We start from the raw sequence: 22,469 nt of genomic DNA, 5'->3' as shown, positions 1-22,469 counted from the left end.
AAGCCGCTCTCGCATGCGCCTGCCCGTGTTGAGGGGAGGGTCTTCAGAAGGGTGTCTTGATCAACTCAAGGTAACTTCCATCGGCGTCGAGGATGCAGCCGAGGCGGTCGTTCCCGATACCACCGAAGCGTCCTCGCCCGGAAGCTACGACAGCGCTGCTGCAGAGAGCTTCGTCGCCGCCCTCAAATCCGAAATCGGCTCCATCCTCTGGCCGGCCGGGAATCGCGGCTCGGGCCGACGTCTTCCGCTTCATCGCAGTGCACTGCAGCCGCCGACGGCTGCACTCCACGCCCGGCTGCCGAAACCCGCACGAAGCGCCTCAAGTAGAGTCACAACATCGCCCTCGCAGCGCAGAGATCGAGTGTCCACTCCGCTGGGGGAGCTTCACCGGGTGGAAACACCGCACTTGAAGGAATCGCCACACATGAGCGACAACCGCACCATCACCAACGCTGCCGGGCTGCACGACCCCACCCCGTTCGGCTACAGCCATGCCGCTTCCGCACCCGGCGAGCTGGTGTTCATCGGTGGGCAGTACGCCTCCGACGACACCGGTCAGGTCGTGCCCGGCGACTTTGCCGCACAGGTCGAGCGGTCCTTCGGCAACCTGCGCATCGCGCTCGCCGGTGTCGGTCTTGGCTTCGAACATGTCGTACGGCTCGGCACCTACATCGTCGACCATGACCTGGAGAAGCTGGAGATCCTCGGCAAGGCGCTGCACGGCGCCTGGGCCGACCGGCTGCCCGCCCAGACGCTCAGTGGGGTTGCTTCGCTCGCGCTGCCCGGGATGCTCTTCGAGATCGACGCGGTCGCGGTCCGTCCGGCCGAGGGACCCGAAAGCTAGGAGAGTGCGTCGGTAACGGGCAACCGTCTTGCCGGGCTTGGTCCGCAGCTTGCGGGCCATGCGTTCCTGAGCTGCCCGCACCCGTGTCTCACACTTTGCGGCTCTTCAGCGGAGCGAAGCCTGAGCAGTTCCTACGGAGTTGATGGCTTCGGGCCCCTTACGGCTTCGCCGATTTCGGATGGCCAAGTGGGCCTGTATCGGGCAACGAAATCGGCGAAGTCCTCGCACAGGTACCGCGGATCGGACGGCTTCAGCCGTACCTGCTGGTGATCACTGTGCACCCACCAGACCTCGAAGTCGGTCACAGTCCCCTCGACAGGCCAGTCCTCGCTTCGCCCACGAGGCAGAAGCACGACGTCGACGAAGCCTTCGACACTGAGGCCGATGTCCACGAAGACACCGATCGCCCCGGGCCTGGGCACCCGGACGACTGTGCCCGTGACGACCTGACCGAAGCGCAGCTCACCTTGAACTCGCTCCCACTCCGCCTCCGTCACCACTCACGCATCCTCGCACGAGCACCGGCCTGGACAGGAGGGCCCGGTGCGAGCTTCAGCTCGCGCCGGGCCCAACGCCGGAGAGTGGAAGGTGTGTGTCCGGGGCGGTTCGCCGCGGTCAGGGGGCCGGACAGCTGAGGTTCCGCGCTGATGGTGCCGTCACCGGCGCGGCCGATCGACGGCGCGTCGTTCCTGACAGGCGCCAGGCCCGGGCCGATGACGGCGGCGTTCCACCGGTCGGCGCAGGTGCTGCCGGCCGTGCACGCGACGCTGCCGGTCTGGATGACGGGCAGCGGCACGTACGCGCCACCCTCGCCGGCCTGCTGACTGAAGTACGTCTCGCGCTGCCGGCCGCGCACGGTCATGTACTCGGTGCGTGCCGCGGGCAGCGCGAAGTCCGGTTCGGCGGTGGAAGTTCTGACCTGCGGCATGGCCCCGCCCCGGCCGCTGCCGGTGCGGACCGGGACGGGGCGGTACCCGGGGCTACGCCGACAGGAGGCACCGGGGGCGGGGCCATGGTGTGAGCGGGGTGGCCCGGCGGGGATCGGTGCTCGGGGCATCCGAGCCGTCGCCCGGTGCGTTCTCCGGCGAACCGCGTCCCTCGGGCCGCGGCGCCCCTCAGACCTCGCCCGCCGTACTCCGTACGTAACCGAGCCCGGGGCGGTCGCCCAGCTGGAGTTCTTCTCCAGTGGGGACGAAACCCGTGCGGGTCACGGTCGTTCACGCCGCCCCGTGGCACTCCCGATAAGCCCGCCCCGACCCGCACCAGCACGCCGCGCTCCGGGCCGGCGGCCACGGGACCGCGCGGCCGCGGGCCGCGAGGGTGGTGGCGTACTGGGGGAGGAGGTCCGGGTCGGACGGCGACGCGGCCTCCGAGGCGGCGAACGCCTCGTACGACGGAACCGTGCCGGTGACGATGCCGAGGTTCGGGGTCCCTGCCGCGTGCAGGTCACGGAGAGAGGCTTCCAGGCGGATCAGGTGCTCGGGGTGGGACGGGTACTCGGCGCGCAGGGCCGGGTACGCGGTGAGGAGCTCATCGAGTTCCGCCGCCGTCCAGTGCAGGACCGCCACCGGGAACGGGCGGGACAGCGCCAGGCGGTAGGTGCCCAGTTCCGCGCGGAGGCGGGTGATCTCGGCCTGGAGCTCGCCCGGGTCGGACGAGCCCAGCGACCACAGGCGCTTCGGGTCGTGGAGCTCGTCCAGCGGGACCGTGGCGCTGTGGAGGGTGTCGGCGAGCTCGTCCCAGGCGTCGTGGCCGAGGCCCATCAGACGTCGTACACGGTGGCGGCCGAACAGCAGGGACTGCGTGGCGTACGGGACTTCCTCGCCCGGAGCGAGGAGCAGGGTCAGAGCGGTCGAGAAGAAGTCGTGCGCCGAATCCAGCTCGTCGTGCGATTCGAGGGTCTCGGCCGCGATCCTCCAGGGGGCCGCTTCGAGAGGTCCCGCCGCGCGGAGGCCGTCGATGATCGCGCGGGCCTCGGCCTCGTGACCGTACTCCCAGAGATTCGCTGCCTTGAGGGCCTTGATCAGGGACGGCTCGGCGGGATCCGCGGCGAGCAGTTCGTCGTAGAGGGTGGTGGCGCGGGGACGCCGGTCGGCGAGTTCCAGGTGGGCCGCGGCGCGCAGGAGCAGCGGCTCCCGGTCGTCGGGGTACTGCGCCGCGGTGCGCAGCAGGCGCTCGGCTTCGGCGATGTGGTCAGCAGGCGTGTCGGGGCGCATGAACCACACCGTACTGCTGTACGGCTACTGGGCGGAGGGTTGTTCCGGCCTGGTGAGTTACGGGTCGTGCCCCTGTCGTGCGGGCCGTGAGGGGCGGATACCGGTCGCGGTGCAGCGGAACCCGCGTGGGCGGCGCCTCGCCGCGCGTGGGCTGTGGACGGGCGCCGTACCGGCTCGTCGTGTGGGGCAGGCTCACGGGCGCCAGGGCGCGGTAGGCCCTCGTGGGCCGACGTTGTTGAGGCCGTAAGGTTGCCTGACGTGCTCAGACGTCGTCCGCAGTTGTTGTGGTTGCTGGTCCCCTACATGCTCTACCTGGGGGCGCTGCCGTTCGTGAACCGGGTCGATCCCGTCGTACTCGGACTGCCGTTCCTCTTCGTGTGGCTGCTCGGGGCGACGCTGCTCACACCCGTCGCCGTGTGGCTGACCCGACGGGGGGACCGCCGGTGAACGCGGCAGTCGCGACCTCCGTCTTCGGGGTCTTCATGGTCGTCACCGTGGCGCTCGGGCTGCTCGCCGTGCGGGGGCGGGGGAGCGGTGGCAGGGGCGGGCTTGCCGAGTGGTCCGTCGGCGGACGCAGCCTCGGGACCGCCTTCATCTGGGTGCTGATGGCCGGTGAGGGCTACACCAGCTTCAGCTATCTCGGCGCCGCGGGATGGGGCTACAACTACGGGGCGCCCGTGCTCTACGTGGTGGCCTACATGTCCTGCGGGTACGCCGTCGGGTACGTCGTCGGCCCGATGCTCTGGGCGTACGCGCGCAGGCACGGGCTCGTCGGGATCACCGACATGGTGGCGCACCGCTTCGGCCGGCCCTGGCTCGGCGCGCTCGTCGCCGTCCTCGCCACCGTCTTCCTGCTGCCGTACATCCAGCTCCAGATCACCGGCATGGGTGTCGTCGTCTCCACGATCTCGTACGGTGCGATCAGCCTGAACCGGGCGTACTTCATCGCGTTCGCCGTCACCACCGGCTTCGTGGTGGTCAGCGGGCTGCGCGGCAGCGCATGGGTGTCCGTCCTCAAGGACGTGCTCGTCATCGCCACGCTCGGGTTCCTCGCCTTCTACATACCCCTGCACTACTTCGACGGGTACGGACCCTTCCTCGACCGGCTCGTCACCGAGAGGAGCGAGTGGCTGACCTTCCCGGGGCACGGCGACAGCGGACTCGGGCAGGCCTGGTTCATCACCACCTCGTTCCTCAACTCCCTCACCGTGGTGATCTTCCCGACCACCGTCGCCGGCTACCTCGGCGCGAAGAACGCCGACGTGCTGCGCCGCAACGCGATGTGGCTGCCCGCCTACAACGTGCTGCTCTTCGTCCCGATGCTGCTCGGCATGGCCGCCCTCTTCGTCGTGCCGGGGCTCGTCGGCGCCGAGTCCAACCTCGCGCTCTTCAAGCTCGTCGTGGACTCGCTGCCCGCCTGGGCGGTCGGCGTCATCGGGGTGGCCGCCGCCCTGTCCTCGATCGTGCCCATGGCGGTCTTCATGCTGGTCATCGGCACGATGTGGGGGCGCAGCGTGCTCTCACTCGTACCGCGCTGGCAGCACCGGCAGAAGGGCGCCGCCCAGACCGTCGTCGTGGCCGCGGGCGTGATCGCACTCGTGCTGACGTACACCGCGCCGAACACGCTGGTGCGGCTCTCCCTCATCTCGTACGAGGGGATGGCGCAGCTGCTCCCCATGGTGCTGCTGGGGCTGATGTGGCGGCGCCTGACGCTGCTCGGGGCGCTGGCCGGGCTGGTCGTCGGGGTGGGAACGGTCTGCGGGTTCGTGTTCACCGAGAACGATCCGGTGTGGGGTGTGAACGCGGGCATCGTCGCGCTCGCCGCCAACCTCGTCGTCGCACTCGCGGTGACGTACGCGGGTCCGCGTGAGCACGACGAGCGGCCGGACAGCGAGGTGCTCGCGCGGGACGAGACCGGGGAGCCGGCTCTTGCGGCCTCCCCCACGACTGGGAGTGAGACCGTTACCGTCGCGGGCGCCGGTCCCGCAGGAGCTGACGCCGACCGCCGCCACCAGCGACAGCCCGACCGACTGCAGCGGCGCGGCGTCGGCCCGGCGTGAGCGCGGCCGTGCCCTGCTCGCGCCGCGCCGGCTCCTCCGGCCGGTGGAGACCGCCCCCGTCCGACATCGGCCGGTTCCCGGGGCCATCGTGTATAAAAACTGGAGGGCCGAACGAGCGAGCCCACCGGATCGAGCGGGGGGGGGGAGGGATCGATGAGCAGCAGTCTCGACAACCGCCTGCACGGTGGCATCGCCCGCCTGCCCCGGCCCGTCGGAATCCTGCTCCTCCTGCTCAGCGAGGTCCTCCTCGCCGAGGGCGGCAGCCTCTCCGCGGCGGTCGCGCTCGCCGCCACCGCCGCCGCCGGTTCCGCGCTCGTCGCCTGTTCGGTCATCAGCGCCCGCTGCGCCGCCCCGGTGCCCCGCACCCGGGTCCGTACCGCCATGCGCGACCGCGAGAAACGCACCGCGTTCCTGCCGCAGCGAGATCCCGACGCCAAGGGCCGCAGGCGGCCCCGAGCCCCCGGCCGTGCCCTCCTGACGGCCGCGTAGGGACTTCGCACCTTCTCCGCCCGAGCACGAGTACGTGTGCCCGGGCGTGCCCCGCGCGGGTCGTCATGCCGAGCCAGATCGTCCTTCTCCCGGCACGACGAGACCCCCGGAGGGCTCATCCATGTCCACGTTCATGTCCACGTTCATGTCCGCTTTCGCCACCCTGGTCGGCTCCTTCGCCGATCTGCTGCACCCGATCTTCCAGGGCGCGGCCACCGCCGCCGCGATCGTCCTCTTCACCGCCCTCGTGCGACTCGCCGTGCACCCCCTCTCGCGGGCCGCGGCGCGTGGGCAGAAGGCCCGCACCAAGCTCCAGCCGCAGATCGCCGAGCTGCGCAGGAAACACGCCAAGAACCCCGAGCGCATGCAGAAGGCGCTCATGGAGCTGCACAAGGAGGAGAAGGTCTCGCCGCTGTCCGGCTGCCTGCCCAGCCTCCTGCAGATGCCCGCCTTCTTCCTGCTGTACCACCTCTTCTCCAGCCAGAAGATCGGTGGCGACCTCAACGAACTGCTCAACCACGATCTCTTCGGCGCCCCGCTCGGCGAGCACTGGCACGACGCGCTCGCGGCCGGCGGACCGTTCGGCACCCAGGGCGTCGTCTATCTCGGCCTCTTCGTGATCGTCGCCGTCGTCGCCACGTTCAACTACCGCCGTACGAAGCGCCAGCTCGCGGCCGCCCCGGCCACCCCCGCCACCGGTCCCGACGGACAGCCGGTGCCGGGCATGGGGGCGATGACGAAGCTGATGCCGCTGATGTCCTTCTTCACGCTCGTCTCGGTGGCGTACGTGCCGCTCGCCGCCGCGCTCTACATCGTCACGAGCACCACCTGGACCGCGGTCGAGCGCACCGTTCTCTACCGCGACATGCCGGCCGCGGGCGCCGCCATGGCCGGCGTGGCGTAACCGGCGGGGCGAGTGCGCCGGTCCAGTGTGTGAACAGGGACTTGCGGAGTGATCCGATGTCTTGGAGGATCGGCCAGGCCTGCGATGGCCGCCACCCATCCGACGGGCCCGATCTCGACCAAGGGGAGACAGACCGTTGAAGCTGCTTCGTGTGGGTACGGCAGGCGCGGAACGACCGGCGCTGCTGGACCGGGACGGAACCCTGCGTGACCTGTCGGGAATCGTCCCTGACATCGACAGCGCCCTGCTCGCCGACGAGTCCGCGCTGGCGCGGGTGCGGGCCGCCGCGGCCGCGCCGGGCGAGCTGCCCGCCCTCGACGCCGAGGGGCTGCGGGTCGGGCCGCCGCTCGCCCGCATCGGCAAGATCGTGTGCATCGGGCTGAACTACCACGACCACGCCACCGAGACCGGCGCGGCGATTCCGGCCGAGCCGATCCTCTTCTTCAAGGCGCCGGACACCGTCGTCGGACCCGAGGACACGGTGCTGGTGCCGCGCGGCAGCGTCAAGACCGACTGGGAGGTCGAGCTCGCCGTCGTCATCGGCCGCACCGCGCGTTACCTGGACTCCGCCGAGGAAGCGCTCGGCCACGTCGCCGGGTACGCGGTCGCGCACGACGTCTCCGAGCGCGAGTTCCAGATCGAGCGCGGCGGCACCTGGGACAAGGGCAAGAACTGCGAGACGTTCAACCCGCTGGGGCCGTGGCTCGTGACGGCCGACGAGGTCCCCGACCCGCAGGCGCTGCCGCTGAAGCTCTGGGTCAACGGCGAGCTGAAGCAGGACGGCACGACGGCCGACCAGATCTTCCCGGTGGGCGAGGTGGTCCGCTACCTCAGCCGGTTCATGACGCTGTACCCGGGCGATGTCATCAACACCGGTACGCCGGCGGGCGTGGCCATGGGACAGCCGGATCCCAAGCCCTATCTGCGGGCAGGGGATGTCGTCGAGCTGGAGATCGAGGGGCTGGGGCGGCAGCGGCAGGAGCTGAAGGACGCATAGCCGTTGCGTAAAGGTCGGAGGGGTGGTGTGTCGCTGGTGCGGCGAGCCACCCCTCCGTCGTTTCCGTCGTCTCAGCCGGAGATCGTGGTGGCGAAGTGTTCCAGCGCCTCGACGACCAACGCGTGGTCCTCCGCCTGCGGCAGCCCGGACACCGTGACCGAACCGATCACGCCCGCGCCCTCGACCGCGATCGGGAACGAACCGCCGTGCGCGGCGTACGTGTCCGGGTCCAGCCGCGAGGAGTCCTCGAACGTCGTCCCCTTCGCCCGGAACCGGGTCCCGACCAGGTACGAGCTCTCGCCGTACCGCTCGACGACCTTGCGCTTGCGGTCGATCCACGCGTCGTTGTCCGCGCTCGAACCGGGCAGCGCGGCATGGAACAGCTGCTGGGCACCGCGCCGGATGTCGATCGCGACCGGCGCGTGGCGCTCCCGGGCCATGGAGACGAGCAGCCCGCCGAGTGCGTACGCGTCGTCGTAACTGAAATGCGGCAGCGTCAGCCGGCGCTCCTGCGCGATGAGCTCGGAGATGGTCGGAGCGGTGGGGTTCATGCGGACTGCTCCTCGGAAGTGGTGGACAGGGTGACGGTGACGCCCTCGCGGGCCGAGCGGCGGGCGGCCTCCAGGACGTCCAGGGCGGCGGCGGCCTGCAGCGCCGTCACCGGATTCTCGCTCTTTCCGCGCACCGCGTCGGCGACCGCCGCGTAGTACGCCGGGTAGTCGCCCGGCAGGGTGCGGACCGGGGTGCCGCCACCGGTCAGCGGCGACTCGCCCGAACCGATCCGGCCCCACAGCGCCTCCGGCTCCTCGCCCCAGCCGGCGGCGGCGGCCGAGGGGCGGTGGCCCTCACGCAGGGCGGCCTCCTGCGGGTCGAGACCGTACTTCACGTAACCGGCCCGCGAACCGAGCACGCGGAAGCGCGGCCCGAGCTGGGCGGTGGTGGCGCTGACGTACAGATGCGAGCGGACCCCGTTCGCATGGGTGATCGCGAGGAACGTGTCGTCGTCGGTGACGGCGCCGCGGCGGCGTACGTCGGACTCCGCGTACACCCGCAGCGCCGGGCCGAACAGCACGAGCGCCTGATCGACGACGTGGCTGCCCAGGTCGTACAGCAGTCCGCCGATCTCCTCCGGGTCGCCCGACTCGCGCCAGCCGCCCTTGAGCTGCGGGCGCCACCGCTCGAAACGGGACTCGAAACGCTGTATGTCACCGAGCTCGCCATCCGCGATCAGCTGGGAGAGCGTCAGGAAATCGTTGTCCCAGCGGCGGTTCTGGAAGACGGACAGCAGCAGCCCGCGCTCCTGTGCCAGGGCGGCGAGCTCGCGCGCCTCGGCGGCCGTGCCGGCGATCGGCTTGTCCACGACGACCGGCAGACCGGCATGGAGCGCGGCGGTCGCGATCGGGACGTGAGTCTTGTTGGGGGAGGCGATCACGATCAGGTCCAGCTCGTCGGCGCGCGCCCACAGCTCGTCGGGCGACGTGGCGAACCGGACGTCGGGGAACTCGGCACGGGCCTGGGCCCGACGCTCCTCGTTCGACGTGACGACCGTGTCGAGGGCCAGTCCCTCGGTCGCGGCGATCAGCGGGGCGTGGAAGACGGAGCCCGCCAGGCCGTAGCCGACGAGTCCGACGCGGAGGGGGGAGCCGGGCGTCCCGGGAGTCGTGATGCCAGTCATGCAATCTACTTAAGCAACGCTGTTGCCAAAGTGCAAGCGAGGGAGACAATGGGGCAGTGAACAGGAGTAATACCGGGGCGAACCTACCGACACTGCGCAGCCACAACGCGGCGCTCGTGCTGGACCTGCTGCGTGTCGCGGGCGAGCGCGGGATCAGCCGGCTGGAGCTGGCGGAACGGACGGCGCTCACCCCGCAGGCCGTCAGCAAGATCACTGCCCGGCTGCGGGCGGAGGGCCTGGCGACGGAGGCGGGTCACCGCGCCTCCACGGGCGGCAAACCGCGCACGGTGCTGCGACTGGTCCCGGACGCGGGGCACGCGGTGGGGCTGCACCTGGACCGGGACGAACTGACGGTGGTCCTGGTCGACCTCGCGGGCGCGGTCGTGGCGAGCCGCAGGGCGCCGCTGGACTTCGGCGCACCGGCGGGTGAGGTGGTCGCCGCCGCGGCGCGGGAGGTGGGAGTGGTGCTGGGTGGCCCGGGCGGGGCAGGCTCGGGCGGGGCCGCGGAAGCGGGGCCGGGAAACCCCGCGCCCACCGTTCCTGACGGAACCGGCTCCGTGTCGCACGCGGTCTCCCCCGGGGATCCACCGGCCACCGTGCTCGGACTGGGTGTCGCCGTGCCAGGGCCGCTCGACCACCGGGGCGGTGTGCTGCATCGGGTCACCGGGTTTCCGCAGTGGGACGGGTTTCCGCTCCGGGACGCCCTCGCCGCTCGCACCGGGTTGCCCGTCGTCGTCGACAAGGACACCAATGCCGCCGCTCTCGGGCTCTCCCTGCGGGCCGACGGGCCGGGAGACTTCGCGTATCTGCATCTCGGGACCGGGCTCGGTGCCGGGCTCGTGCTCGGCGGGGCCGTGCACCGCGGGGCCCGCACCGGGGCCGGTGAGTTCGGACATCAGACCGTGCTGCTGGACGGGCCCCTGTGCAGCTGCGGCGGGCGCGGCTGTATCGAGGCGCTCTGCCTCGCCGCCGTCTCGGGCGGCGATGCCGCGGAGGCCGCGCGGGTACTCGGGACCGGCGCCGCCAACCTTGTCGGGCTGCTCGACATCGACCGGGTGGTGCTGGGCGGCCGTACCGTCGACGCCGACCCCGATGCGTACGTCCGGGGGGTGCGGGCCGTGATCGGTGAGCGCGTCCGGCGTGACGGCATCGGTGCGGCCGTGCCGCTCGTCATGACCGTGGGCGGGGACCGGCCGGTCGCCGAGGGGGCCGCCCAGCTCGTCCTCGCCCCGCTGTTCGGGCGACTCGGCGGCGCCGGAGCGTAGGGCCGGTCGAGCGGTTGGGGTCGCCCGACCGGGCGGATCCCGGCATGTCGGCGCCCGCCGGGTCGCGCGCGCGTGGCAGCGTCGCCGCCTACAACCGGTGAACTCCGGGCACGGGGCGATCCGGCCGTTTCGCGAGCAGCAACGAGCAGCAAAGGGTGTCCCCCCAATGCCTCCCACACCGCCCCCTCCCCGGCCGCGCCACGGAATCGCCCTCGGACTGGCGGCGGCGTCCGTCGTCCCCGCCGTCGTGCTCGGCGGCGCGTCCGCCGCGTCCGCCGCCGCGGTACCCGTGGCCGTCACCGCCGACCAGCAGCCCACCTGCGGTGCGCCGACGGCGAGCGACTTCCCGATCACGACCCGGATCCACGGTGGCCCGGAGACGTATGCGTCCGGCGGGGGATACGGCACCTGGTTCCTGGATCTGACCAATACGACCTCGAAGCCCTGCGGTTCCATCCACCCGGTCCTGGTCCTCACCGACGAGGACCGGAAACTGACCGCCGACCAGATCCAGCTGGAGTTCTCCGAGCCGGACCGCCTCGACATCCCCCACCGTGTCACCTGGGAGACGACCGACCGCGACGAGCACATCGGCGTCTTCGGCGGCGACGGCGCCGACACCTTCGGCGGCTTCACCGTCCCTGCGGGGCGCACCGTCACCGTCCAGGTCCGGATGGCCTTCACCTCCGACACCGAACCCAATCGGATCACCGCCAAGGCCGCGATCGTCCAGCGGAAGCAGGCCGCACGCGCCGACGATGGCAAGAAGGCACCGGCGGGTGACGACGGGGACTGGGTCGGCGAGTCCGACGACTATGTCTTCGGCGTGGTCGAGGACGAGGGCGACGGTGGAGACACCGGTGGTGAAGACACGGGAGGGACGGGTGACGTCGGCGGCCTCAGCCGAGAGGGAGACGTGCTGCCCGACCCGCCCCTCGACAGCGCCACTTCGGGATTCGGTGACGTGGGTGGTGTCGACGGGGGCGGTGGCGTCGGTGGGACCGGTGACGTGGGTGGTGTCGACGGGGGCGGTGGCGTCGGCGGGACCGGTGACGTGGGTGGCGTCGATGGCGGCGGTGGCGTCGGTGGCGGCGGTGGGACCGGTGACGTGGGTGGCGTCAGTGGGACCGGTGACGTGAGTGGTGTCGACGGGGGCGACGGCATCGGCGGGACCGGTGACACACCCAGCCCCAGGGCCTCCGGGCAGGCGCCGCCCACCGCCCGGGCCCCGCAGGACCTGCCCGAGCTCGCCAGGACCGGACCGAAGGCCGTCATCTGGGCCGAGGGTCTCGCCGCCGGGCTCTGTCTGGTCGGCGGTGTGGCCGCCTTGAGAGGGGCGCGGCGGCTCCGCCGCACCCGTCGTTGACCTGCGGGCCCCGAAACGTTCACCGTCGTTCATGTCCGTCTGCCACCATCGGGAGGTGGACTACCCGCACGACCAGGCACCTGGCGCACCGATCCGTTCCGGCATCCCGGAGCACGGCCGTATCCCCAAGTACTACGCCGTGAAGGCCCATGTCTCCGTCCTCATAGAGGAGTTGGGCGAGGGCGGCATGCTTCCCACCGAGCGTGATCTCGCGGTCCGTTACGAGGTGTCGCGCGAGACCGTGCGGCAGGCGCTGCGCGAACTCCTGCTGGAGGGCCGCCTCGCCCGTCAGGGCCGCGGCACCGTCGTCGCGGGGCCCAAGCTGGAGCAGCCGCTCTCCCTCGCGAGCTACACGGAGGGCGTGCGCCGCCAGGGGCGGACGCCGGGCCGTCACCTCATCGGCCTTGAGCAGTTCCCCTGCCCTGCCGCACTCGCCGCCGAGACCGGCGTCGAGCGGGGGGAACCGGTCTGGCACCTGGAGCGTGTGCTGCTCGCCGACGACGACCGGGTCGGCCTGGAGAGCACGTACGTCTCCGTCGCCCGCGTGCCGGACCTGGACACGGAGTTCGACCCCGACTCGTCCTTCTACGCCTACCTCCACGGCCGGCTCGGGATCACCTTCGGCGACGCGGACGAGCGGATCGAGACCGTGCTCGCCACCCCGCGCGAGGCGCTGCTGATCGGCACGCCCCCCGCCCTGCCCATGCTGCTGCTCCACCGCATCTCGCGGGACGCGAGCGGGCAGCCGCTGGAGCGGGTGCGCACGCTCTTCCGCGGCGACCGGTTCTCCTTCACCGCACACCTGGGCCGCCAGGACTGAGAGGCACGGCACGGCAATCGACTCCCGTTGATAACGGATGCATAACGGGTCTGGTCCAACCTTGGGTCCCCGTTCACCCTCCCGTTGCCGTAGCGATCCGGGCGAGTCATTCGCCCCCACGAGCGTTGCCGTCGTGAGAGTCATCGTCGTAGGAGCCGGCGTGGTGGGAACCATGCACGCCTGGCACGCAGTGAACCGCGGCCACGAGGTCGTACAGATCGAGCGCGAGAGCGAGGCACGCGGGGCATCGCTCCGCAATTTCGGACAGATATGGGTCAGCGGCCGGGCCGGTGGCGAGGAGCTGGAGACCGCGCTGCGCGCCCGCGAGCTGTGGGAGGGCATCGGGGAGCAGGTACCCGGCCTGGGTTTCCGGCCCTGCGGTTCGCTGACCCCGCTCCGCACCGGGCTGGAGATCGCCGTCGCCGAGGCGGCCGTCGCCCGCCCCGACGCCGCGGCCCGCGGCTACAAGCTGCTGACGGCCGGCGAGGCCCGCGCGATCAACCCCGCGCTCCGCGGTGACTTCGTCGCCGCCCTGTGGTGCGGGCGGGACGCCGCCGTCGAGCCACGCACTGCGCAACGTGCGCTGAAGCAGCAGCTGTTGGCATCCGGGCGGTACATGTTCCTCGGCGGCCGCGAGGTCCGCGAGGTCGTCGGTACGGCCTCCGTCCGTGACGACCACGGGGACGTGCACACCGGCGACGCCGTCATCCTGTGCACGGGAGCCTGGCTCGGCGGCCTCGTCCGCGAGCTGGCCGGACCCGAGCTGCCCGTGCGCCGCGTCCGCCTCCAGATGATGCAGACCGACCCGCTCGGCGAAACGCTCACCACGTCCGTCGCCGACGCCGACAGCTTCCGCTACTACCCGGCGTACCGGGGCGCGGCGCTCGACGCCCTCAACGCAGGGCAGGCCCAGGCGCCGACCGCGGCCGAGCACGGGATGCAGCTGCTGATGGTGCAGCGCCGGGACGGCGGACTGACCATCGGCGACACCCACGAGTACGAGCACCCGTTCGCGTTCGACGTCGTCGAGGAGCCGTACGAGCACCTCACCCGGGTCGTCGAGTCCTTCCTCGGCCGCCCGCTGCCGAGGATCCGTCACCGCTGGGCCGGGGTCTACGCCCAGTGCACCGACACCAGCCGGGTCGTCCACCGCCAGCAGGTGCGGGACGGCGTCTGGCTGGTCACCGGGCCGGGCGGCCGCGGTATGACCTGCTCGCCCGCCATCGCCGAAACGACCGCCAACGAACTGGACTGGTGAAGAAGTTGAGCAACACCGACACGTCGAGCACCACCGGCAGGCTGCATCTCGTCGTCCTCGACATGGCCGGGACCACCGTCGCCGACGGCGGCCTCGTCGAGCAGGCCTTCGGCGCCGCCGCCGGGCGCCTCGGCGTGGAGCCCGGCTCCGCCGACCACGCCGAGAAACTCGCCTACGTGCGCGCCACCATGGGCGAGTCCAAGATCTCCGTCTTCCGGCACCTCTTCGGCGACGAGGACAAGGCCCAGCACGCCAACCTCGCCTTCGAGGAGGCGTACGGGGAGCTGGTCGACGGCGGCCGCATCGCGCCGGTTCCCGGCGCCCGCGCAGCCATCGAGCGGCTCACGGGCGAAGGGCGGACCGTGGTCCTGACCACCGGCTTCGCCCGCACCACCCAGGATGCGATCCTCGCCGCGCTCGGCTGGCAGGACCTGGTCGCCCTGACCCTCTGCCCGGCCGACGCGGGCGGCCGCGGCCGACCCTACCCGGACATGGTCCTCGCCGCGTTCCTGCGCACCGGGGCCGTGGACGGTGTCCAGCAGATCGTTGTCGCGGGTGACACCTCGTACGACATGCTCAGCGGCGTACGCTCCGGCGCCGGGATCGTCGCCGGTGTGCTGACCGGCGCACACGACAAGGACCAGCTGCAGCGCAACGGCGCCACGCACGTGCTCGGCTCGGTCGGCGAACTGCCGGACCTCATAGCCCGGGCGGAAGCATGACCGGCGGGGCCACCCGGGGCAGCGGCATCCGGTTCGACCGGGTCAGCGTCGCGTACGGCGGGAACATCGTCCTCGACCGGCTCGACCTGACCGTGGAACCCGGCGAGGTCATGGCCCTGCTCGGGCCCTCCGGGTCCGGCAAGACCACGGCCCTGCGCGCCGTCGCCGGATTCGTCCAGCCCGTCTCCGGGCGGGTCCTGCTCGGCGACCGGGACGTCACCGGCCTGCCGCCGCACAAGCGCGGCATCGGCATGGTCGTCCAGCAGTACGCCCTGTTCCCGCACATGCGGGTCCGGGACAACGTCGCCTTCGGCCTCAAGGCCCGCAAGGTCGCGAAGGCGGAGATCCCCGAGCGGGTCGCCGAAGCCCTTGAACTCGTCGGCATGGCTGCGTACGCCACGCGCTACCCGCGTGAGCTCTCCGGCGGACAGCAGCAGCGCGTCGCCATCGCCCGCGCGCTCGCCATCCGCCCCGGCGTGCTCCTGCTCGACGAACCGCTCTCCGCGCTCGACGCCCAGCTGCGCTCCGGGATGCTCGCCGAACTGGCGCGGCTGCACCGGGAGTTGCCGGACGTCTCCATCCTGTACGTCACCCACGACCAGGTCGAGGCGCTGACCCTCGCCGACCGGATCGCGGTCATGGACAAGGCGCGGCTCCAGGACTGCGGCACCCCGCAGGAGCTGTACCGCCGCCCGCGTACGGAGTTCACCGCGTCGTTCGTCGGCAACGCCAACCTGTTGCCGGTCACCGTCACAGCCACCACCGGCGCCGTGGACTTCGCCGGGCACGCACTCGCCGTACCGACCGGCGAGGTGGCGGGCGGCGTCACCGCCACCCTCTGCGTCCGGCCCCACCTGGTCGGACTCGGCGACGGCCCCAACGCGCTGACCGGCACCCTCGCCGAGGTCCAGTGGCGCGGTTCCACCCACCGGCTGTACGTCGACATCCACGGCCACCGGATCAAGGCCGACCTGCGCGAACTGCGCGAGACCCCGGCGCTCGGCGACCAGGTCACCCTGCACTTCGCCGCCGAGGACGCGGTGCTGCTGCCGGCGGGCGCCGGCTTCGAGGGAGGGGTTCATGGCTAGCGCCGTGGCCGGAGACGTGTCCGCGGGTGCGTCCGGCAGCCCTCTTGTCCTCAATCGCCGGACGGGCCCCAGCAATTTCGTCCGGGCGCTCCCGCCCGTCGCCGTTCTCGCCCTTGTCTTCCTCTATCCGCTGGCCCTTGTCGTCCAGCAGTCCGTCAGCCCGGACGAGGGCGGCACCTCGCTCGCCCCGTACGGCGACGTCTTCGCGTCCGCGTCGTTCCGCTCGGCGCTGACCACCACCGTCTGGCTCGCCGCCGGCTCGACGGCCGGCTGTCTGGTGCTGGGCTTCGTCCTCGCGCTGGTGATCGCCTTCGTGCCGTTTCCCGGCGCCCGGGCGGTCGCCAGGTTCATCGACGTCTTCCTCTCCTTCCCGTCCTTCCTGATCACGCTCGCCCTGCTGTTCGTCTACGGCACCGTCGGCATGGCCAACGGTGTCTGGACGGACGTCACCGGCGCGGCGGACGGGCCCTTCCACTTCCTCACCACCCCGTGGGGTGTCCTCCTCGCCGAGATCACGTACTTCACCCCGTTCGTGATGCGGCCGCTGCTCGCCGCGTTCTCCCAGCTCGACACCGCACAGCTGGAGGTGGCGTCCTCGCTGGGCGCGAAGCCGGCCAGGATCGTACGGCAGGTGATCCTCCCGGAGGCGCTTCCGGCGCTCGCCGCGGGCGGCTCCCTCGTCCTCGTGATGTGCCTCAACGAGTTCGGCATCGTGCTGTTCACCGGCGCGAAAGGTGTCACGACCCTGCCGATGCTGGTCTACGGCAAGGCGATTCTGGAGTCCGACTACCCGGCCGCCTGTGTCGTCGCCGTCGTCAACATCGCGATCTCCGTCGGTCTCTACAGCCTGTATCGGATGGTGAGCCGCCGTGTTGGTGCATAGCCGTACCGGGAAGTGGGCCACCTGGGCCGTGTTCTTCCTGCTCTTCGTCCCGCTGTTCGCGGTGCCGCTGCTGGTGATCGTCGCCGCGTCGTTCACCACCCACTGGTCCGGCGCCTTCCCGTCAGGATTGACCACCGAGCACTACCAGGCGGCCACCAGCGGCGACTCACTCCGGGCCCTCGTCACCAGCCTGATCACCGCCGTCAGCGCCAGCCTGCTCGCCCTCACCATCGGCTCCTGGGCCGCGCTCGCCGCCGCCTCGCTGCGAAAGCGCGGACGCCGTTTCCTGGACGCACTGTTCATGCTGCCGGTCGCCGTGCCGTCCGTCGTCGTCGGTCTCGCCGTGCTCGTCGCGTTCAGCAGGCCGCCGATGCTGCTCAACGGAACGCGCTGGATCGTGATCCTGGCGCACACCATTCTTGTCACGGCGTTTGCCTATCAGTCGGTTTCAGCCGCAACAGTGCGTCTTGACCCGATGTACGAACAGGCGGCGGCCAGTCTCGGCGCCCGCCCGTCCTACGTCCTGTGGCGGATCAGACTGCCGCTCCTGCTGCCCGCCCTCACCGCGGCCGCGGGGCTCTGCTTCGCCCTGTCCATGGGCGAGTTGAGCGCCACGATGATGCTCTACCCGCCCGACTGGACACCGCTTCCGGTGCAGATCTTCGCGGCGACCGACCGCGGCTCGCTCTTCACCGGCGCCGCGGTCGCGGTGGTCCTCATGGGGACGACGCTGCTCGTGCTCCTCGGCGTCTCCCGCATCCGTACCAGGGCCTCGTACCGCTGACACTCCCCGCACGTACTTACCTTCCAGGAGATACGACACCCATGCGCAAGAACCTCCTCAAGCCGGTAGCCGCCGTCACCGGCTGTCTCGCCCTCGCCACCACCCTCTCCGCCTGCGGCGGTTCCTCCGCCGCCTCCGACGAGAAGCTCGTCACCGTCTACAGCGCCGACGGGCTCAAGGGCGAGAACGGCGACGGTTGGTACGACAAGGTCTTCAAGGACTTCGAGAAGAAGACCGGCATCAAGGTCACGTACGTGGAGGGCGGCTCCGGCGAGATGGTGCAGCGCGCCGTCCGCGAGAAGTCCAACACCCAGGCCGACGTCCTCGTCACCCTTCCGCCGTTCATCCAGCAGGCCGACTCCAAGGGCCTCCTGGCGGCGTACGAACCGGCCGGCTCCGACCAGGTCGACGGCGCCGACAAGGCGTCCGACGGAAAGTGGACCTCGGTCGTCAACAACTACTTCGGCTTCGTCTACAACAAGAAGGAGCTGAAGACCGCACCCACCACCTGGGACGAGCTCCTCGACGGGACGTACAAGGAGAAGATCCAGTACTCCACCCCCGGAGTCGCCGGTGACGGCACGGCCGTGCTCATCAAGGCCATGCACGACTTCGGCGGCAAGGAGCCGGCGATGGAGTACCTGAAGAAGCTCCAGGCCAACAACGTCGGCCCGTCCGCCTCCACCGGCAAGCTCGCCCCCAAGGTGGACAAGGGCGAACTCCTCGTCGCCAACGGTGACGTCCAGATGAACTACGCCCAGTCCAAGGACATGCCGAACCTCGGCATCTGGTTCCCCGCGAAGGCGGGCTCCAAGCCCACCACCTTCGCCCTGCCGTACGCGGCCGGGCTGGTCGACAAGGCCCCGCACAGCGCCAACGGCAAGAAGCTGCTCGACTTCATGCTCTCCGAGCAGGCGCAGAAGGATGTCAGCGAGGTCGGCGGCGGTTTCTCCGCCCGTAAGGACGTCGAGGCCACCGACGCCAACGCGAGGGCGCTGGCCGAGCTGATGGGCGGCGTGGAGGTCTTCGAGCCGGACTGGTCGGACATCGGCGCCCACCTGGGCGACTACGTCGACGCCTGGAAGACCGCCACCGGCAGCTGAACCCCCGCTCGACGGGGCCTGGCACCGATAGGGACCACCGGTGATCCGCACCGGAAGATAACGGGTCTGGACTGAAGCTCAACTCCTCGCCGAGAGTGGGGAGTTGAGCGCATTCCCAATGGGAGTCCGGATTGTCCCGGATCGGGTACGGGGCCGCCGCCCTCCGCCACCTGGCCGTACCTCTGAAATCGGTGACGTCGGCGCAGCACAACGCGGTGCCGCCGGCGTCCCCGCACACGGCGTACGGCAGGAGTCCCACACGAACGCTACTTCGGCTGCCTGACGCTCCGCTGCGGAGCGGAGTGCCAGGCCACCACTCAGACGAGGTCGACGAGGTCCGCGATCGAGTCCACGACCCTGGTCGGCCGGTACGGGTAGCGGTCGATCTCACCCCTGGTCGTCAGCCCGGTGAGCACCAGGAAGGTTTCCATCCCGGCCTCCAGCCCGGCCAACACGTCGGTGTCCATCCGGTCGCCGATCATGGCGGAGGTCTCGGAGTGCGCACCGATCGTGTTCAGCGCGCTGCGCATCATCAGCGGGTTGGGCTTGCCGACGAAGTACGGCTCCTTGCCGGTCGCCTTCGTGATCAACGCGGCGACAGAACCAGTGGCGGGCAATGCCCCCTCGGGTGAGGGCCCGGTGTTGTCGGGGTTGGTGGCAATGAAGCGGGCGCCGTCGTTGATCAGTCGGATGGCCTTCGTCAGCGCCTCGAACGAGTAGGTGCGCGTCTCGCCCAAGATCACGAAATCAGGCTCGGCATCAGTCAGCACGTACCCGGCTTCGTGCATGGCGGTGGTCAGCCCCGCCTCGCCAATCACGTAGGCAGTGCCGCCAGGGTGCTGGTTGTCCAAGAACTTGGCGGTGGCCAGTGCTGAGGTCCAGATGTTCTCGACCGGTACTTCGAGACCGATCCGGCTGAGCCGTACATGTAGGTCTCGGGCCGTGTAGATCGAGTTGTTCGTCAGGACGAGGAACGGCTTGCCCGAATCGCGGAGCTTCTTGATAAAGGCATCCGCGCCGGGGATCGGCACGCCTTCGTGCATCAGCACCCCGTCCATGTCGGTGAGCCACGATTCGATGGGCTTCTGATCTGTCATGGGTGCGGCTCCTGCCATACGCGGACTCACGGGGTGACCATGCTATTCACTCATCGCATTCAGGGCCTGAACGTCTCGTAGCCCGGACCGGGGCCAGGGCGGAAACGTTCCCTTCGAGCGCAAGGCCACCGGCAAGGACCCGTACTTCGCGGGCAAGCCCAACCCGCTGGTGATGCGCACCGGACTGAACGCGATCGGTGCCCACTCCGAGTCCAGCGCCATGATCGGCGACCGGATGGACACCGACGTGCTCGCCGGCCTGGAGGCGGGCATGCACACCTTCTGGTGCCGGATCCGGAGGAAAGGCGCTGAACCCGCACGGCCCAGTCCCTCACCCCTGCGGATGCGAAAAGCCGCCGGACGCGTGAACCTGCCAGAAGGAGGTTCACGATGCGTTCCATACCCCTCACGTTCTGTGGGGCCGCGGTGATCGCGGCGACCCTGATCCCCGCTCCCGCTGCACTGGCCGACTCCGGCACCGGCTCCGGCACCGGCACCGGCTCCGGCTCCGGCACCGGCTCCGGGAAGGACTCGAAGGCCCACGCCACCCTCTCGGTGACCCCGTCCTCCCTAGCCCCCGGCGACAACGTGGACCTGCAGGTCGACGGCTGCAAGGGCAAGGAGGCCAAAGGGATATCCGACGCCTTCGCCGCCGACGCGCGCCTCACGTCCGCCGGCCGCGACGGACTCTTCGCCGAGGCCAGGATCCGCTCCGACGCCCGGCCCGGCGCGTACGACATCTGGGTGACCTGCGACGGCGACACGGACACCAGGGTGTCCAGCACCGTCACCGTCGTCGCGGGCGACCGTGCCGAACCGCTCACCCCGATCGCCCCGGTCCGCGCCGGTGGCGGAGGCACTGCCGTCCTCACCGAACAGACGGCCCGGCAGGAGGGCCCCGGCACCGCGCACGCCGTGCTCGGGCTGGCCCTGGCCGCCGTCGCGGCCGTCGCCGTAGCCCTCCGCAGCGCCCGCCGTCGCCGCCCGGCCGCGGACTGAACGAGATGTCCGCCTCGGACCGCCAAGCAGGCACCGGCCGACTGCTCACCGGAGTGGCCTGGGCCATCCTGCTCCTGGGCCTGTGGCTGTGGGGCCGCGGCATCGCCGACGGCTCCGGCGCCAGCTCCGCCCCGACCACCGGCGACATCGCGGCGGTCGGGCGCCCCCACGGCGTACCGCTGCCCGCGGCGCACGCCCCGATCAAGGGCGCGGCGCCGGAACGCGTCGAGATCCCCTCGATAGGAGTCCGGGCCCCCGTCGTCGCCCGCGGCCTGGACAAGGCGGGGGCGATCGACCCGCCACCGTTCGCGAAACCGCAGACCGTCGGCTGGTACGGCAGCGGCACCCGACCCGGCGCGGCAGGCGCCGCGCTCCTCGTCGGACACGTCGACACCGAGACCAAACCGGCCGTCTTCTACGGACTGAGCGCGGCCCGCCCCGGCGCGAAGATCCGGGTCGTCCGGACGGACGGCTCGGTCGCCGAATTCACCATCGACGACGTCCAGGTCTTCACCCGGGAGCGCTTCGACGCCCACAAGGCCTACGGGCCCCGCAAGGACGGCCGGGCGGAGCTGCGGCTGATCACCTGCGGCGGCACGTTCGACCGCGCGTCGCACGAGTACAACGCCAATGTGGTCGTCTCGGCGTACCTGACCGGCGAGAAGCCGTCCGCGGGCAGGTCCGCGTAGCGGACCGTCCGGTGGATGAGGTGCACCCGGCCCGGTCGGCCGCCCGCTTTCCCCCGGGGCGCCGACCGGGCCGGTCCTCGACCGCGGTGCGCGGGCTGCGGGAGAAGCCCGGCGCCGACGCGGGAGGCAAAGGGGGGCGTGTGGGCCACTGCGTGCCACTGTAGGGCGCCCAACTGCCTACACCCAACGGATAGATGACGATACGTCCGGAAACGGTCACTTTCCGTCGTTCGGCGTCTGGGTGTGTCAGGGTGGATTCGCTCGGTCTTGTCCGGTGCGGGGGCGGGGGCGCCGGCCTGCGAGCGCCTCCGAGGTCCGCACCTCGATGGCGGCCGCAGGCTCTCCAAGGACATCCTGCGCAGCCGACTGCCGTTCCCCCAGTCGGAGAGCTTCCCGAGCGGATCGGATATCTGCTCGCACCCCCGGGAGGGACGGCTCGGGGCCACTCGTCGGCCACGGGTGAGGTGCTGACATACGAACAAGGCCCCCTCACGTGAAGTGAGGGGGCCTTGACTCTGCGTGCGCCGCCAGGGACTCGAACCCCGGACCCGCTGATTAAGAGTCAGCTGCTCTAACCAACTGAGCTAGCGGCGCCTGCTGACCCGGAGAACTCTACCCGATGCAGAGGAGTGCTCCTGACCATTTCTCGCCCATCACGGCCTGTCGGATGGTCGTTTTTTCTTTTTTATCCGTCAAAATGCACTATGTCAGGAGAGTTGGACACTGACGCCCGTACAGATGCGCCCAAAGATCTCGACGAGTGCGGAGGGGATTCGCATGACTGTGCCGGCCTTCGAGGAGTACGTACCCGCCATCGACTGCGCCTGTGCGGGGTGCGCCTCGCAACGCCGCGCCGCCGCCCGTGCCCTGCCCACGCGGTACGGAGGGCACCCCGCCGCGCATGGTGCACGGCGCGCGCTGGTGCTGGCCACAGCGGCCGGCGTGGTGCTGAGCACCGGCGCCCCCGGGGCGGTGAGCGCGGTGGCCGGGCTCGGGCCCGGGTCCGCCCGGCCGGATGGGACGACGGATCCGGGCGATGCGGTCGATCCGGGTCCGGTCGATGCGGATGTGGGTAATCCGCAGGGTATGCCGGGTCCGCTGAGGACCGGCTCGGCGGATGGGACGACGGATCCGGGCGATGCGGTCGATCCGGGTCCGGTCGATGCGGATGTGGGTAATCCGCAGGGTATGCCGGGTCCGCTGAGGACCG

The 22,469-nt window shown here is 70.9% G+C and carries 23 protein-coding genes, 1 tRNA gene and 1 pseudogene; 19 read left to right on the top strand and 6 right to left on the bottom strand.

What is annotated here, in order from left to right; genetic code table 11:
* Window positions 1–424: 424 nt before the first annotated feature.
* Window positions 425–844 (top strand): RidA family protein, encoded by a 420-nt coding sequence (locus tag AB0I23_RS05995; RefSeq protein ID WP_359107231.1) that lies wholly within the window; start codon window positions 425–427, stop codon window positions 842–844.
* A 493-nt stretch (window positions 845–1,337) separates the two neighbouring features.
* On the opposite strand, the gene AB0I23_RS05990 is transcribed toward AB0I23_RS05995, so the two are convergent.
* The gene (locus AB0I23_RS05990) at window positions 1,338–1,772 is read right to left on the bottom strand and encodes a hypothetical protein (protein ID WP_359107229.1); all 435 of its coding nucleotides are present in this window, start codon (window positions 1,770–1,772) and stop codon (window positions 1,338–1,340) included.
* Between the two features lie 289 nt (window positions 1,773–2,061).
* Entirely contained in the window at window positions 2,062–3,060 is a 999-nt protein-coding gene (locus AB0I23_RS05985; protein ID WP_359107227.1) for an SEC-C domain-containing protein, read from the bottom strand.
* A gap of 288 nt (window positions 3,061–3,348) precedes the next feature.
* Between AB0I23_RS05985 and AB0I23_RS05980 the strand changes: the two genes are divergently transcribed.
* The 5 genes from AB0I23_RS05980 to AB0I23_RS05960 all read left to right on the top strand — a co-directional run bounded on the left by AB0I23_RS05980 (window position 3,349) and on the right by AB0I23_RS05960 (window position 7,510).
* Entirely contained in the window at window positions 3,349–3,507 is a 159-nt protein-coding gene (locus tag AB0I23_RS05980) for a DUF3311 domain-containing protein (protein WP_359107493.1), read from the top strand.
* On the top strand, window positions 3,504–5,120 hold the full coding sequence (locus AB0I23_RS05975; protein ID WP_359107225.1) for a sodium:solute symporter family protein: 1,617 nt from the start codon (window positions 3,504–3,506) through the stop codon (window positions 5,118–5,120). Before AB0I23_RS05980 ends, AB0I23_RS05975 begins: the two co-directional genes overlap by 4 nt.
* Before the next feature lie 153 nt (window positions 5,121–5,273).
* The gene (locus tag AB0I23_RS05970) at window positions 5,274–5,609 is read left to right on the top strand and encodes a DUF6412 domain-containing protein (RefSeq protein ID WP_359107223.1); all 336 of its coding nucleotides are present in this window, start codon (window positions 5,274–5,276) and stop codon (window positions 5,607–5,609) included.
* A gap of 133 nt (window positions 5,610–5,742) precedes the next feature.
* Window positions 5,743–6,513: a YidC/Oxa1 family membrane protein insertase gene (locus AB0I23_RS05965; protein ID WP_359107491.1), complete on the top strand. Its 771-nt coding sequence runs from the start codon at window positions 5,743–5,745 to the stop codon at window positions 6,511–6,513.
* Window positions 6,514–6,649: 136 nt separating this feature from the next.
* On the top strand, window positions 6,650–7,510 hold the full coding sequence (locus AB0I23_RS05960) for a fumarylacetoacetate hydrolase family protein (protein ID WP_359107221.1): 861 nt from the start codon (window positions 6,650–6,652) through the stop codon (window positions 7,508–7,510).
* Between the two features lie 71 nt (window positions 7,511–7,581).
* Here the strand turns inward: AB0I23_RS05960 and AB0I23_RS05955 are convergent, their stop codons facing one another.
* The gene (locus AB0I23_RS05955; protein ID WP_359107220.1) at window positions 7,582–8,061 is read right to left on the bottom strand and encodes a heme-degrading domain-containing protein; all 480 of its coding nucleotides are present in this window, start codon (window positions 8,059–8,061) and stop codon (window positions 7,582–7,584) included.
* Entirely contained in the window at window positions 8,058–9,185 is a 1,128-nt protein-coding gene (locus tag AB0I23_RS05950) for a Gfo/Idh/MocA family oxidoreductase (protein WP_359107218.1), read from the bottom strand. The genes AB0I23_RS05955 and AB0I23_RS05950 overlap by 4 nt, the downstream gene beginning before the upstream one ends.
* Window positions 9,186–9,241: 56 nt before the next feature.
* Between AB0I23_RS05950 and AB0I23_RS05945 the strand changes: the two genes are divergently transcribed.
* From AB0I23_RS05945 to AB0I23_RS05905, 9 genes are all read left to right on the top strand, one after another.
* Window positions 9,242–10,450: an ROK family transcriptional regulator gene (locus AB0I23_RS05945; RefSeq protein ID WP_359107216.1), complete on the top strand. Its 1,209-nt coding sequence runs from the start codon at window positions 9,242–9,244 to the stop codon at window positions 10,448–10,450.
* A 166-nt stretch (window positions 10,451–10,616) separates the two neighbouring features.
* Entirely contained in the window at window positions 10,617–11,816 is a 1,200-nt protein-coding gene (locus AB0I23_RS05940) for a hypothetical protein (protein ID WP_359107214.1), read from the top strand.
* A gap of 55 nt (window positions 11,817–11,871) precedes the next feature.
* Window positions 11,872–12,636: a GntR family transcriptional regulator gene (locus tag AB0I23_RS05935; protein ID WP_359107212.1), complete on the top strand. Its 765-nt coding sequence runs from the start codon at window positions 11,872–11,874 to the stop codon at window positions 12,634–12,636.
* 133 nt (window positions 12,637–12,769) lie between these two features.
* Window positions 12,770–13,894 carry a TIGR03364 family FAD-dependent oxidoreductase gene (locus AB0I23_RS05930; protein WP_359107210.1) on the top strand — a complete coding sequence of 375 codons (1,125 nt, stop codon included), beginning with the start codon at window positions 12,770–12,772 and terminating at the stop codon, window positions 13,892–13,894.
* Window positions 13,895–13,899: 5 nt separating this feature from the next.
* Complete coding sequence (locus tag AB0I23_RS05925; RefSeq protein WP_359107208.1) at window positions 13,900–14,616, top strand: HAD family hydrolase; 717 nt, start codon at window positions 13,900–13,902, stop codon at window positions 14,614–14,616.
* On the top strand, window positions 14,613–15,704 hold the full coding sequence (locus tag AB0I23_RS05920; protein ID WP_359107206.1) for an ABC transporter ATP-binding protein: 1,092 nt from the start codon (window positions 14,613–14,615) through the stop codon (window positions 15,702–15,704). The genes AB0I23_RS05925 and AB0I23_RS05920 overlap by 4 nt, the downstream gene beginning before the upstream one ends.
* Entirely contained in the window at window positions 15,697–16,587 is an 891-nt protein-coding gene (locus tag AB0I23_RS05915; protein WP_359107204.1) for a 2-aminoethylphosphonate ABC transporter permease subunit, read from the top strand. The genes AB0I23_RS05920 and AB0I23_RS05915 overlap by 8 nt, the downstream gene beginning before the upstream one ends.
* Window positions 16,574–17,371 (top strand): ABC transporter permease, encoded by a 798-nt coding sequence (locus AB0I23_RS05910; protein WP_359107202.1) that lies wholly within the window; start codon window positions 16,574–16,576, stop codon window positions 17,369–17,371. Before AB0I23_RS05915 ends, AB0I23_RS05910 begins: the two co-directional genes overlap by 14 nt.
* 41 nt (window positions 17,372–17,412) lie before the next feature.
* On the top strand, window positions 17,413–18,474 hold the full coding sequence (locus AB0I23_RS05905; RefSeq protein WP_359107200.1) for a 2-aminoethylphosphonate ABC transporter substrate-binding protein: 1,062 nt from the start codon (window positions 17,413–17,415) through the stop codon (window positions 18,472–18,474).
* Window positions 18,475–18,791: 317 nt separating this feature from the next.
* On the opposite strand, the gene AB0I23_RS05900 is transcribed toward AB0I23_RS05905, so the two are convergent.
* On the bottom strand, window positions 18,792–19,571 hold the full coding sequence (locus AB0I23_RS05900; RefSeq protein WP_359107198.1) for an HAD-IIA family hydrolase: 780 nt from the start codon (window positions 19,569–19,571) through the stop codon (window positions 18,792–18,794).
* A 172-nt stretch (window positions 19,572–19,743) separates the two neighbouring features.
* On the opposite strand from AB0I23_RS05900, the gene AB0I23_RS41600 reads away from it, so the two are divergent.
* The 3 genes from AB0I23_RS41600 to AB0I23_RS05885 are packed head-to-tail and all read left to right on the top strand — an operon-like array spanning window position 19,744 to window position 21,259.
* Window positions 19,744–20,001 (top strand): HAD hydrolase-like protein, encoded by a 258-nt coding sequence (locus AB0I23_RS41600; RefSeq protein ID WP_436846877.1) that lies wholly within the window; start codon window positions 19,744–19,746, stop codon window positions 19,999–20,001.
* Window positions 19,962–20,570: a hypothetical protein gene (locus AB0I23_RS05890; RefSeq protein ID WP_359107197.1), complete on the top strand. Its 609-nt coding sequence runs from the start codon at window positions 19,962–19,964 to the stop codon at window positions 20,568–20,570. Before AB0I23_RS41600 ends, AB0I23_RS05890 begins: the two co-directional genes overlap by 40 nt.
* A gap of 5 nt (window positions 20,571–20,575) precedes the next feature.
* Window positions 20,576–21,259 carry a class F sortase gene (locus AB0I23_RS05885; RefSeq protein WP_359107195.1) on the top strand — a complete coding sequence of 228 codons (684 nt, stop codon included), beginning with the start codon at window positions 20,576–20,578 and terminating at the stop codon, window positions 21,257–21,259.
* A gap of 520 nt (window positions 21,260–21,779) precedes the next feature.
* Here AB0I23_RS05885 and AB0I23_RS05880 read toward each other — a convergent pair.
* Window positions 21,780–21,853 (bottom strand) — tRNA-Lys (locus AB0I23_RS05880).
* A 183-nt stretch (window positions 21,854–22,036) separates the two neighbouring features.
* Here AB0I23_RS05880 and AB0I23_RS05875 point away from each other — a divergent pair.
* Window positions 22,037–22,469: pseudogene (locus AB0I23_RS05875) on the top strand (hypothetical protein); the annotation flags it as partial.

Source organism: Streptomyces atratus (assembly GCF_040655115.1).
Classification (GTDB): Bacteria; Actinomycetota; Actinomycetes; order Streptomycetales; family Streptomycetaceae; genus Streptomyces; species Streptomyces atratus_D.
The sequence above is the reverse complement of the archived record's forward strand: the minus strand, read 5'-3'. Positions and strand labels throughout refer to the sequence as shown.